Raw genomic sequence first — 13,137 nt, 5'->3', positions numbered from 1 at the left:
TCAGGTCTGACACCAGCCGGGGATGTTAATGGGAATGGCGGGGCACGGCCGAGCCGCGGCTGCCGAGCAGGAAGTCGAAGTCGCAGCCTTCATCGGCCTGCAGCACGTGGTCGATGTAGAGCTTCTGGTAGCCGCTCTTGGCCACCGGCGCTTGCGATCCGGCACGGGCGGCCAGGCGGCGGGCCATTTCTTCGTCGGAAATGTCCAGGTTCAGGCTGCCGTTGTGGCAGTCGAGGGCGATGAAGTCGCCATCCTGTACGATGCCGAGCGGCCCGCCCGCCATCGCTTCCGGCGCCACGTGCAGCACCACGGTGCCGTAGGCGGTGCCGCTCATGCGCGCGTCCGAGATGCGCACCATGTCGGTCACGCCTTGGGCCAGCAGCTTGGGCGGCAAGCCCATGTTGCCAACTTCCGCCATGCCCGGATACCCCTTCGGCCCGCAATTTTTCATCACCAGGATCGAATCGGCATCGACATCGAGATCGGGGTCGAGGATGCGGCTCTTGTAGTGCTCGAAATCTTCGAAGACGACCGCCTTGCCGCAGTGCTTCATCAGGTGCGGCGAGGCGGCCGACGGCTTGAGCACGGCGCCGCGCGGCGCCAGGTTGCCGCGCAGGATGCAGATGCCGCCATCCTCGATCAGCGGCTTGGCCAGCGGACGGATCACCTCGTCGTCGTAGATCGGCGCTTCTTCGCAGTTCTGCCACAGGCTCTTGCCGTTGACGGTCAGCGCATCCTTGTGCGGCAGCAGCTTGCCTTCGCCCAGGCGGCGGATCGCGCCCGGCAGGCCGCCGGCGTAGTAAAACTCTTCCATCAGGTAGCGCCCGGACGGCAGCAGGTCGACGATGGTGGGGGTGCCCTTGCCGATCGCGGTCCAGTCTTCCAGCTCGAGCGGCACGCCGATGCGCCCGGCAATCGCTTTCAGGTGGATCACGGCGTTGGTCGAGCCACCGATGGCGGCGTTGACCTTGATCGCGTTTTCGAACGCTTCGCGCGTGAGGATCTTGGACAGGCGCAAGTCTTCCCGCACCATCTCGACGATGCGGATGCCCGACATATGGGCCAGCACGTAGCGGCGCGAATCGACGGCGGGAATGGCGGCGTTGTGCGGCAGCGAGGTGCCGAGCGCTTCGGCCATGCAGGCCATGGTCGAGGCCGTGCCCATGGTGTTGCAGGTGCCGGCCGAGCGCGACATGCCGGACTCGGCGGACATGAACTGGTGCAGGGTGATGGTGCCGGCCTTCATCTGTTCGTGCAACTGCCAGACGGCGGTGCCGGAACCGATGTTCTTGCCGTTCAGCTTACCGTTGAGCATGGGACCGCCGCTGACGACGATGGTCGGCAGGTCGACGCTGGCCGCGCCCATCAAGAGGGCCGGGGTGGTCTTGTCGCAACCGACCAGCAGCACCACGGCATCCATCGGATTGCCGCGGATCGATTCTTCCACGTCCATGCTGGCCAGGTTGCGGGTGAGCATGGCGGTCGGGCGCAGGTTCGACTCGCCGTTGGAAAACACCGGGAACTCGACCGGGAAACCGCCGGCTTCGAGGATGCCCTTCTTGACGTGTTCGGCCAGTTGGCGGAAGTGGGCGTTGCAGGGAGTCAGTTCGGACCAGGTGTTGCAGATGCCGATGATCGGCTTGCCTTGAAACTCGTGGTCGGGGATGCCCTGGTTTTTCATCCAGCTGCGGTACATGAAACCGTTTTTATCCTGGGTGCCGAACCACTCCGCGGAGCGCAGTTTCGGCTTTTTCGTCTCAGACATGTATTCCTCCTGTTTTTTCTGATGCCGTCTCGAACTCATGTCGTCGTTCGGCAGCGATAGAGGGAATACTAAAGATTCTTGGGATGCCTTTCCAATCAATTTTTTGGCGATAGCGATATCGATTTGAATATCAAAGAAAGGCGAGGAGGCGGGGGGGTAAGGACAGTGCAGCCAGATCGAATGAGGCGGACCTCATCTGGCACATGCACAATTGCTCGCATTCCCGACTGGCGAGCATCACGATCTGTTTGCTCATCAATGAAACAAGCGCGCCGTGCGCGCGAGGTGCAGCGCTCGTCATCAAACACCTGCGTAGCGGCACGCCGGAAAAATGTCGATACAGCTCACCTTGCAAGAAGACAAGGAGTAGCACTGCGCCCTGCGCAAGTAAGAAATCGCCCCGCTCGCACCTCACCGGGACCACCCATCAGCAAACGAACCGGCTCTCCGGCAAGCCGCGCACGCCCGGCACCGTCCCCGTGAACAGCCCGCCATCGGCATCCCCCGGATTGGCCAGGCCCACCCGCGCGCTGGTCGCGTACAACTGGTCGAGCAGCACGCCGCCGAACGCCACGCAGCTCGGCTGGCTGGCCGGCAGCGCCACAGTGCGGTCGATGGCGCCGTCCGGCGCATAGCGCACCAGCTTGCCCGCGCCCCACTGGGCGTTCCACAGATACCCGCGCGCATCGACGCACGACCCGTCCGGCTCGCCCTCGCCTTCGACCTGGGCAAACACGCGCAAGTTCGACAGCGCGCCGCTGACCACATCGTAGTCGCAGCAACGGATCACCCGCTCCGGCGAATCGCAGTAGTACATGGTGGCGCCGTCGGGACTGAAACAGATGCTGTTGGCAATCGCCGCATGCGGCAGCGGCAGGCGCTCCAGGCGCAAGTCGCGGTTGAGCCGGTAAAAGCCGCCGATCGGCAGGCGCGGCTCGACTTCGTTGAAGGTGCCGAACACAAAACGCCCCTGGCGATCGCAACGCCCGTCATTGAGGCGCGTGGTCAACCCGGCCTCGACCTCGCAGACCGGCGTGACCGCCCCGCTCCCGAGCTCGAAAAAAGCCAGCCGCGTCGCCAGTCCGACCAGCAAGCGCTCGTCGTGGTCGGTCAGCGCGAACGAGGCCAGCCGCTCCGGCATCGCCCAGCTGCGCGTGACACCCGTGGCCGGATGATGCGCCCACAAGGTGGAACCGAGGATATCGGTCCAGAACACCCGACCGCTGCGCTCGCACCACAGCACGCATTCGCCCAGCGCATTTTTCATGTCGACCATTAGCTCAAGCATCACTTCTCCACCGAAAATCTGTATCGGGATACGGTCGCATATTCTTCACCCGGGCGCAAGATGGTATTCGGAAATGCGCTCTGGTTGGGCGAATCGGGAAAGTGCTGGGGTTCGAGGCAAAAGCCGCTGCGATAGCCATAAGTCTGGCCCTTGCCCGTCAAGCTGCCGTCAAGGAAATTGCCGCTGTAAAACTGCACGCCCGGTTCCTCGGTGAACAGTTCGAGCACCCGGCCCGAGACCGGCTCGTGTACGCGCGCGGCCAGGGTCATCGCCCTGGGGGCCGGCTTGTTGAGCACGAAATTGTGATCGTAGCCGCTGCCGTGGCGCAGTTGTTCATCTTCAATACCGATGCGCTCGCCGATCGGATGCGGCGTGCGGAAGTCGAACGCGGTGCCGGCCACCGGCGCCAGTTCCCCGGTCGGAATCAGGGTGCTGTCGATCGGCGTGTAGGCGTCGGCGTCGATCCGCAGCAGATGGCCGAGGATGTCGCCCTGGCCCGCCAGGTTGAAGTACGCGTGCTGGGTCAGGTTGACCGGCGTCGCCTTGTCGGTCACCGCGTCGAACGTCACCACCAGCTCGTCGCCGGCCGTCAGTTCGTATACCACGGTCACGTCGAGCGTGCCGGGATAGCCCTGCTCGCCGTCACGGCTGCGGTAGATCAAGGTCAGGCCGACCGAATCGCTTTCGTGGAAGGGAATCGCGCGCCACAGTACGCGGTGGTAGCCCAGCTCGCCGCCGTGCAGGTGGTGGGCGCCGTCGTTGGCGGGCAGTTGCACCACCCGGCCGTCGAGCGTGAAGCGGCCGTCGCGCAGGCGGTTGCCGTAGCGCCCGATCAGGGCGCCGAAGTACGGCGACGCTGTCACATACGGCGCCAGCGTATCGAAGCCGAGCGTGATGTCGGCCAGCGCGCCGTGGCGGTCGGGCGTGTGGATTTCGGTGATGATGCCGCCGAAATCGGTGATCTTCAGCAGCAGCCCGTTGGGATTGCTCAGTGTGAACAAGGTGGCCGCCCTGCCGTCGGGCAGGTGGCCGAATGCCGATTGCGTGATGCTCGCTTGCACGGTGCTTCCTCGTTAAGGTGTCTCAGGCGATTGACGGGCGTCCGAACACGGGCATGCCCTGCTCGTCCCATCGCAATGGCTTGACGAAAGTATGGCGGTCGGGGTTCCACAGGGGGTCGCCGACAATCTCGGTGTAGGTACGAGCATGGTACACCAGCATCACGGTGTCGCCATCCTCGGCATAGGTAAAACTGTTGTGGCCCGGACCGTAGACGCCGTGCTCGTAGCAGGTCTGCAGCACCGGCTCGGCCAGCTTGGTCCACGATGCCGGATTGAGCAGGTCGGCGTTCTCGCCGGCCCACAGCAAGCCCATCGCGTAGTTCTCGTCGGTGGCGCTGGCCGAGTAGCTGATGAAAATCTTGCCGTTGCGCTTGATGACGGAGGGGCCTTCGTTGACCCAAAAGCCGCGGATTTCCCAGTCGAATTCGGGTTTGCTGAGCATGACCGGCGGCCCGCCAAGCTGCCACGGCGTGGCCATCGGCGCGATGTACAGGTTGGAGTTGCCTTCGATCGCCTCGTCCTTTTGCGCCCACAGGTAGTACAGCACGCCGTCGTGGGTGAAGGTGGTGGCGTCGAGACAGAAGGTGTCGATGCCGCTGTCGACTTGCCCCATGAATTCCCACTCGCCGTCGAGCGGGTTGGGACGGGTGTTGCGCACGGCGTACATGCGGTGCTGGAACAGCTGGTGTTTGATCTCGCGGCTCGGGGCGGCGGCGAAGTAGACATACCACGCGCCCTGGTTGAAGTGGATTTCCGGCGCCCACAGCAGTTCGCTGTACGGTCCGGCATCGGGCTTGCGCCATACATCGAGCGCGGGCGCGCCTGGCAGTTCGGCAATGGTGCGCGCGCGGCGCACTTCGATGCGGTCGTATTCCGGCACCGAGGCCGTGAAATAGTAATAGCCGTCGCTGTGCTTGTAAATGAAGGGATCGGCGCGTTGCGCGATCAGGGGGGACAGTGTGTGCATGGTCATTGGGTTTGCTTCAGCGGGTCCGGTAAATTAAGTGGTGGCCAAGCCGGCGCTGCGCAGGTCGGTCTTGACCTCGTCGTAGTAGCTGTCGGTGATGCGGTACTTGAACATCAGCACGCCCATCAGGAAGTGGAAGAAGCCGGGGATGACGGTGAGCATCAAGGCGATGCCGCTCAGCGCCAGCGGACTTTGCCCCTGGTTCGGCACGTACTGGAAATAGCTCAGCAGCAGCCCGACCATGCCGCCGGCCACCGCCATGCCGGCCTTCTGGCAGACCGAAATGCCGCCGAAGGCAAAGCCGGAAACGCGCTTGCCGGTCTTGACCTGGCCGTAGTCGATGGTTTCGGCAATCGCCGACCAGAACACCGGCGCATGCAGGTCGACCACGAAGGAGAGCAGGAAGTACAGGATGAACGCGAGCAGCATGTCGCCCGGCTTCACCAACACGTACATCAGCACGCTGATCAGGGCCACCCCGAGCTGGGTATAGCGGAACAGCTTGACCTTGCAATACGACTTGGTGATCCAGGTCGAGGCGACCATCGACAGGATCGCCGCCGCCACGCCGGTCGACAAGAACGCGGCCACGGTATCGGTGTCGCCGCCAAGGTAGTACATGGCGTAATAGATGGCGACCGAGCCGCGCACCACGTAGCCGACCGTGCCGGTCAGGCACACGCCGCACAGGATCAGCCATTGGTCGTTGCGCATCAGCAGCTTGAACTGTTCCATCAAAGGCTGCCGCTCGACCACGTGGATCACCCGTTCTTTCGTGGTACACACGCAGAACAGGAACAGGCCGACGCCCATCACCGCCATCAGCGCCATCGCCGACTGGTAGCCGACGGCCAGGTTCCCCGCCCCCCACTTTTCCGCCAGCTTGGGCACGATGATGGTCACCATGAAGGCGCCGGCCTTGGCGAAGAACAGGCGGTAGCCGTTGGCCGAGAGGCGTTCCTGCGGATCGCCGGTCAGTCCGCTGATCAGCGAAATATACGGAATGCCGACCCCGGCCGTCATCAGGGTCATCAGGATGTAGGTGGAATACGCCCACACCAGCTTGGCGTCATAGCCCCAGGCTGGCGTGGTGAACACGAAAAACACGCTCACGCCATACGGAACGCACAGCCACAGCAGCCACGGCCGGTAGCGCCCGAAGCGCGAGGTGAAGCGGTCGGTCACCTGCCCCATGGCCAGGTCGGCCGCGCCGCCGATGACTTTGACCACCACGAACAGCAGCGCCAGGTGCTCGGTGCGCAGGCCGTAGATATCGGTGTAGAAGAAGGTGATGAGCAGCATCATCGACGAGATCACGACGTTGAGCGCCATGTCGCCGGTGCCGAAGCCCACTTTTTCGAGGATGGATAATTTCTGGGAATTCTTATCGAGCGGTTTCATGCAAACTTTCTCAGCCATACAAGGACAGAAAGCGCTGCGTTCAATTTCCACGCAACGCTTCCGGGACGATCGCTTATCGGGTACTTACATTTTGTAGCGCAGCGACAGACCCACCACGCGGTCGTAGCGGCGGATGTCGCGCGGGTTGCTGGCGACGCCATGGTAATCGTGGTACTTACGATCAAGCACGTTCTCCACATCCACCGTCAGGCTCATCGCTTCGCTGATCTTGTAGGAGAGCGAGGCATCCATGGTCTTGATCGGGTCGACGATCAAGTCGAAACCGAGGCCACGGTAGTTGAAGGTGTCGACATACTTGTCGCGCCAGTTGTAGGCCACGCGGCCGGACCAGCCGTCGCGCTCGTACAGGCCGACCACGTTGTACGACAGCCTGGACATGCCGACGAACGGTTTGAGCACGCCGCCGGTATCGCTCAGGTCGCCCTTCATGTAGGTCACGTTCGCTTGCAGGCCGAAGCCGCCCAGCCAGCCCGGCAGCTTGTCGTAGAACTGCTGGTAAGACAATTCCGCGCCCTGCAAGGTGCCCTTGGACATATTGCGCGGACGGTGTACGTCGTACACGATGCCGTTATAGGTTTCCTTGGTCGAACTGGTGAGGATGTAATTCTTGAAGTCGTGGCGGAACACGGTGGCCGTGAGCGAGCCGGTCGGTGCGAAATACCATTCCGCCGCGGCATCGAAGTTCTTGCCTTCGATCGGTTTCAGGTCGGGATTGCCGCCCGTGCCCACCGCTTGCACGGTGGTGCTCGGCACGTTGTAGGACACGCCCGGATTGAACTGGTCGAAGTTGGCGCGCTGCATCGACTTGCCGGCGGTCAGGCGCGCCTGCACGTCCGGCAAGATCATGGCCTTGAGCGTCGCATTCGGCAACACGTCGGTCGATGATGGCGTGCTCGATACCGGCACGATCACGCCGTTCGCTTGCGAGTAGCCGCTCAGCACACCCTTGGTCTGCACCACGCGCACGCCCAGGGTGCCCTCGACCGGGATGGTCCCGGCCGTAAAACCATACTTGGCCTTGGTGTAGAGGGCGTAGGTGGTTTCCTGGTTGTTGAACTGGGACAGCTTGTCTTCGGCCGACTTGCTGCCATCGCCGAACAGCGTGCGCAGCTCGCCGATATGGTCGTGCATGAAGCCGGCGCACGGCGTGACCCACGAGGCCATGCCGTAGTCGCCCGCCATCGGCATCGAATTGCAGGCCAGGCCCGGCAGCGAGCTCAAAGCAATATTGCCCGGCGCCGGACGAAAGCCGTCCAGCTCATGCACATAGGCCGCATTGCGCTTGGCGACCCGCACGCCGGTCGACACATCCTTGATGAAGCCGTCTTCTTCCGGGGTCCAGCTGGCGTCGGCGCGCCAGTCGGTCGCGCGGCTTTCGGCATGGTTGTGATTGTCGAAGAAGGTGGCGACCCGGTAATTGTTCGGCTTGCTCATGTCGTAAGCGGGATAGGAAAACTGCGCTCCCCCATTCACGTAGGTGTTGCCGGTGATGGTAGGCGGCGCCGCCACCAGGTCGACGATAGGAAGCTCCTGGCGCACACGGCTCAGTGTGCGCGCCAGCTCGGTCGTCACGCGCCACGTCGGCGACACGTTCCAGCGCGCACCGAGGGCGCCCTGGCTGCCCAGCGAGTAATCGTGCGGCGCCTGGGTCGAGCCGAGCGCGAACGGATTGCTGTTGGTCGATGTCACCGTCTGCACCTGCTTGGTGCCGGGAATCAGGGTGAAGGCGGAATGCTTGTTCAGGCCAAGCGCGCCGACATAGAACTGGCGTTCGGCATCGTGATGGATGTCGGTCGAGATGCCTTCGGCAAAGAATTCGAGGGCCGCGCTCGGACGCCACTGCAGCGCGACATTGCCGGCCACGCGCTTGCGCTGGCCCTGGTACAGCACATGGCCCAGCTCGTCCGGCGCGGAAATGCCGGCGCCGATGTCGGCCGCGCGGTCCTTCGGCGGCGAATTCCAGGTGATTTCGTCGTGGTAATTGCCATCCTGGTAGGACAGGCCGGCCAGCGCGCCGATCTCGCCGTAGCCGGTTTTCCAGCGGTTCGAGATCATGCCCGACAGGTTGGGATCGTTGGTTTTCGACTTGTCGCGGTTTTCCACGCGCGCGGTGAGGCTCGACGCGAAGCCCTTGGCGTCGAACGGACGCGCGGTACGCACATCGATCACGCCGGCGGTGCCGCCCTCGACCATCTCGGCGCCCTGGGTCTTGTACACGTCCACCCGTTGCAGCATGGCGGCCGGAATGTCGGCCAGGTACAGGCTGCGGCCCTCTTTGCCGGCGGTGAACATTTCGCGGCCGTTGAGCAGGGTCACGAGGCCCGGCAAGCCGCGGATGACGACCTCGCGCGCCTCGCCGTTTTCGCGGCGGATCTGCACCCCGGTGATGCGGCCGAGCATTTCGGCGACATTCTTGTCCGGGAACTTGCCGGCTTCCTCGGCCACGATGGAATCGATCACTTCGTCCGAATTGCGCTTGATCGCCTGGGCGCTCTGGGCTGCCTTGCGCACGCCGGAGACGGTGACCACGCTGGGGACATCAAGCGCAATGGCATCCTGCGCCCATACCGAGGCGCCGCTCAGCGTGCCGGCGCCGGCCAGGGCCGCCACGATCAGCTTCAAGGTCAAGGGGGTGCGGGTCAACGGGGTGCGGATCAAGGGAGTGCGAAAGATGGCCGCGACGGGGCCTGGTGCGTGCGATGTCATACGTCTCCTTGGCGTTCTAGTTATATGATTCTTGGGTATTTTTAGCCCTTGAACCGGATAGTAAGGAAAGCCAAGGAATCAATCCAATCATATTTTTCCGGTTTTCGATACCGTTTTCGATATGGCATCGATCACCGCGTCCAGCCCTCCCCCGGCCGCCAGGCGCTCTTTGACTGCTGAGCAACCAAGATGGATCTCGGGCGATTGCAGCAGGCTGTGCAGGGCGTCGGCCAGCGTGCGCACGCTGACGCGGTTCGCTTTGAGCGTCAGGCCGGCGTGCATCGCCCTGACCCGCTCGCCGTTGTCGAACTGGTCGTAGGCCATCGGCACGACCAGCTGCGGGGTACCGGCGCGCAAGGCGACGGCCGTGGTGCCGATGCCGCCGTGATGCACCAGCGCCGCCGCGTCCGGCAGCAAGGCCGCCAGCGGGCAGTAATCCTGCCAGAACGCCGTTGGCGGCAAGTTGGCCGGCACATGCGCCCGGTGCGCCGTCAGGAACACGATGCGCCGGCCGAGCCGCTGCGCCGCCGCCAGTGCGCTGGCAAAGAACGCGGCCGCATGCATGTTGGCGGTACCGTGGGTGACGATGATCGGGGCGCTGCCGGCGCGCATGAATTGCACGAGGCCCGGCGCAATCGAGGCATCCGGGTGCGGATCGTACAGCGGAAAATCGCCGCACAGCAGCGGCGACGGCCAGTCCGGCTGGCGCGCGCCGAACCATTCCGGAAACAGGGTCAGCGACAGGTCGGGCACACTGTACATCTCGTCCATGTAGCTGGACATGGGCGCGCGACCCTGCGCGCGCCGTATCGCGTTCAGTTCGGGCACGACGACCGGGTTGATGGCCGTGGCCTCGACCATGTTCCACAGCCAGCCCCGCAGCATCAAAGGCAGCCAGCCCGGTATCGGAAACGGTCCCAGCACCGGCAAGTCATGCACCGTGCGCAGGTTCGATGGCGCCAGGTAGGCGGCCACGATGCGGATATCGGGCCGTTCCGCGCGCCGCAGGTCGGCATGCGCCACGGCCAGCGGATGGACCAGCAAGGTACACGGCTGGTCCGGCGGCAGGGCCGCGACAAATGCGCGCATCGCTTCCATGCCGTCCCGGATAGCGCGCCATACCACGCCGAAACCGCGCCGCGGATGCCACAGGTCGGGATCGTCCAGGACCGCCGGATCGGCCGGCAGCCGATGGCATTCCAGGCCGGCGTGACGCACCAGCGGCGCGTGCATCTGGGGCGCCAGGACCGTGACCTTGTGGCCGCGCTCGCGCAGCCCGATCCCGAGCCGCAGGAATGGAAACAGATCGCCGGCCGAGCCGGTGGTGACGACGACAATATGCGGCAAAACGGTCGAATAATCGGACATGGCGTTTCCATAGAGGGGATGAGCGGCGCACAGCGCCGCCTATCATACAGCCTCGCGCAGCTGCCCAGCCGCGGCTATTTGCGCTATCCTGCCCGGATTCTCTTCACTCAATGTACAAGGAATCGTCATGCGTTTCAGCCTCTCCCGCCCGCTGCTCGGCACCACGGCATTGCTGGCCGTATTAACCCTGCCGGTGGCCGGCGCCAGCGCCGCGCCGGCCGCCAGCGCCGCCGCAGCGACCCGGCTTCACAAACTGGCCGACGCCTTCTATGAGGCGCGCGCGCATGTCGATCCGCTGCTGATCACCGCCAATGGCGACAGCCGCTATAACAGCGAACTGGGAATGAGCATTTCGCCGCAAAGCCGCGCGCGCCAGTTTGCCCTGTACCGGCGCATGCAGGCGCAATTGAAAGCCATTGCGCGCGCGCGCCTGAGCGCAGCGGACCAGCTCAATGACGACTTGCTGGCCTTCGAACTCGATAGCGGCCTGAGCCTGGAAAAATTCCCCGAGCACCTGCTCCCGCTGAACCACTTCGATAACGTGCCCGGCACCCTGGCCAATTACGCCAGCGGCACCGGCTCGCAGCCTTTGAATACGGTGGCCCAATACCAGGATTACCTGAGCCGCCTGAACCAGCTGCCGGCCTGGATCGACCAGGCGATAGCCAACATGCGCGAAGGCGTCAAGCGCGGCATCGTGCAACCGAAAGCGATCACGCTGGCGATGCTGCCCCAGTTCCAGCAACTGCGCAGCGCCACGCCGGAAGCGAACATCTTTTACACGCCGATCAAGAACCTGCCGGCGGCGTTTTCGCAGGCCGATAAAGACCGGCTCAGCGCCGCTTATCGCAAGACAGTCGCCACCGGCCTGTGCCCTGCCCTCGAGCGACTGGCGCTGTACCTGGAAAAGGAATACCTGCCCGCCAGCCGCGCCAGCGACGGCTGGAGCGCGCTGCCGAACGGCGCCGCGTGGTACCAGGCGCAGATCAAGGACCGCACCACGGTGTCGATGAATCCCGAACAGATTCACCAATTGGGATTGAAGGAAGTGGCGCGCATCGAACAGCAATGGGCGCTGCTCGGTCCCAAGCTCGGTTACAGCGGCGCGCCGGCGGGGCTGCCGCAATGGGTGGAAGCGCAGGACAAATTCAAGCCCTTCAAGACCGAGGCCGAGGTGCTCGACGCCTATCGCCAGATCGACAGCACGATCAAGACCAAGCTGCCGGCGCTGTTTTCGCTGTTGCCGAAAGCCCCGCTTCAATTGCAGCTGGAACCCGAATTGACGCGCGCCACGGCGTCCGACCATTACACGCCGGCGGCGGCCGACGGCTCGCATCCGGGCGTGTTCTGGGCGGTCGTGAACGATCCCAAAGACTACAGCCGCACCGGCATGGTCACCCTGTACCTGCACGAAGGCCAGCCCGGCCACCATTTTCACGCGGGACTGCTGAAGGAACTCGACGTACCGGATTTCCGCAAATTCAACACCGAAAATCCGAATATCGGGGCGTTTACCGAAGGCTGGGCGCTGTATGCGGAAACCCTGGGGCACGAATTCGGTCTGTATGACGACCCGGAAGCGTATTTCGGGCACCTGAACGATGAATTGCTGCGCGCCGTCAGGCTGGTGGTCGATACCGGCATGCACGCCAAAGGCTGGACCCGGGAGCAGGCCATTGCATACGCCAGCAAGACGCTCGGCTACAGCGAAGCGCGCGCAAAGAACCAGATCGAGCGTTACATGGTGTGGCCGGCGCAGGCATTGAGCTACAAGATCGGCGCGCTGAAGATCCTGGAATTGCGCGAGCGGGCGCGCACGGCGATGGGCGACAAATTCAGCCTGCCCAAATTCCACGAAGTGGTCATTGGCGACGGCACCTTGCCGCTGCCGCTGCTGGAAGCCCGGGTGGATCGCTGGATTGCGTCGGCAAAGTAGAGAAAGCGCATGAGGGGAACGGCTGTGAAAGAGGCGTTTTCCGGCCGGCTCCGGCGATGGCGTTATAGTAGCGTTTTGTCTACTTAAGGAAACGCAACTGAATGCAAGCATCCCCTTACCTCGTCATCGACTTTGAAGCCACCTGCTGCGACAAGGCGACGGTGCCACGCGACCATATGGAAATCATCGAAATCGGCGCCGTCATGGTCGACGGCGCCAGCCTGGCCGTGGTCGATGAATTCCAGACCTTCATTCGCCCGGTGCGCCATGCGCAACTGACACCCTTCTGCACCACCCTCACCTCGATCGAGCAGAAAGACGTCGACAGCGCCCCGCTGTTTGAGGAAGCAATCGGCCACTTCAAGACCTGGCTGTTTCAGTACAGCGACTTCGTGTTCTGCTCCTGGGGCGACTACGACCTGAAACAGCTGCACCAGGACTGCGCCTTCCACAAGGTGCCCTATCCGATCAGCGCCTCGCACGCGAACGTCAAGCGACCGGAGCGTGTCAAACTATTTGAGACAGTATTTACAGATTGTTTAGGGAGCATTCTTCGGTCTGCTCGTTGGTGCCAATGTCCATTTTGGGCATGTTGATTCCGGCTTCGGTTGGCAGAGCCGGCGG

9 protein-coding genes are annotated in these 13,137 nt (G+C 63.5%); 2 read left to right on the top strand and 7 right to left on the bottom strand.

All coding sequences use genetic code 11. From position 1 onward, the window contains the following. Positions 1–25 precede the first annotated feature (25 nt). The 7 genes from F1735_RS23225 to F1735_RS23195 form a co-directional block, all read right to left on the bottom strand. Positions 26–1,765 (bottom strand): IlvD/Edd family dehydratase, encoded by a 1,740-nt coding sequence (locus F1735_RS23225; RefSeq protein ID WP_167239135.1) that lies wholly within the window; start codon positions 1,763–1,765, stop codon positions 26–28. 427 nt (positions 1,766–2,192) lie between these two features. Beyond that, positions 2,193–3,053, bottom strand: coding sequence for an SMP-30/gluconolactonase/LRE family protein (locus F1735_RS23220; protein WP_187364329.1), 861 nt, complete (start codon positions 3,051–3,053; stop codon positions 2,193–2,195). After that, on the bottom strand, positions 3,053–4,114 hold the full coding sequence (locus F1735_RS23215; protein WP_167239133.1) for an aldose epimerase family protein: 1,062 nt from the start codon (positions 4,112–4,114) through the stop codon (positions 3,053–3,055). The genes F1735_RS23220 and F1735_RS23215 overlap by 1 nt, the downstream gene beginning before the upstream one ends. 22 nt (positions 4,115–4,136) lie before the next feature. Continuing rightward, on the bottom strand, positions 4,137–5,081 hold the full coding sequence (locus F1735_RS23210) for a glycoside hydrolase family 43 protein (RefSeq protein ID WP_167239132.1): 945 nt from the start codon (positions 5,079–5,081) through the stop codon (positions 4,137–4,139). Between the two features lie 33 nt (positions 5,082–5,114). Continuing rightward, positions 5,115–6,482, bottom strand: coding sequence for an MFS transporter (locus F1735_RS23205; RefSeq protein ID WP_167239131.1), 1,368 nt, complete (start codon positions 6,480–6,482; stop codon positions 5,115–5,117). Between the two features lie 84 nt (positions 6,483–6,566). Beyond that, positions 6,567–9,209, bottom strand: a complete 2,643-nt coding sequence (locus tag F1735_RS23200; RefSeq protein WP_167239130.1) for a TonB-dependent receptor — start codon at positions 9,207–9,209, stop codon at positions 6,567–6,569. A gap of 87 nt (positions 9,210–9,296) precedes the next feature. After that, positions 9,297–10,577, bottom strand: coding sequence for a glycosyltransferase (locus F1735_RS23195; RefSeq protein ID WP_167239129.1), 1,281 nt, complete (start codon positions 10,575–10,577; stop codon positions 9,297–9,299). A gap of 127 nt (positions 10,578–10,704) precedes the next feature. Here F1735_RS23195 and F1735_RS23190 point away from each other — a divergent pair, with 127 nt between their 5' ends. Beyond that, positions 10,705–12,513, top strand: a complete 1,809-nt coding sequence (locus tag F1735_RS23190; RefSeq protein ID WP_167239128.1) for a DUF885 domain-containing protein — start codon at positions 10,705–10,707, stop codon at positions 12,511–12,513. A gap of 101 nt (positions 12,514–12,614) precedes the next feature. Then, the gene (locus F1735_RS23185; protein WP_167239127.1) at positions 12,615–13,109 is read left to right on the top strand and encodes a 3'-5' exonuclease; all 495 of its coding nucleotides are present in this window, start codon (positions 12,615–12,617) and stop codon (positions 13,107–13,109) included. The last annotated feature ends 28 nt before the right edge of the window (positions 13,110–13,137 follow it).

Origin of the sequence: Massilia genomosp. 1, assembly GCF_011682185.1 — a bacterium.
GTDB classification, from domain to species: domain Bacteria; phylum Pseudomonadota; class Gammaproteobacteria; order Burkholderiales; family Burkholderiaceae_D; genus Telluria_A; species Telluria_A rubra.
Note: the sequence above shows the minus strand (reverse complement) of the source record. Positions and strands in the feature narration are given on the sequence as shown.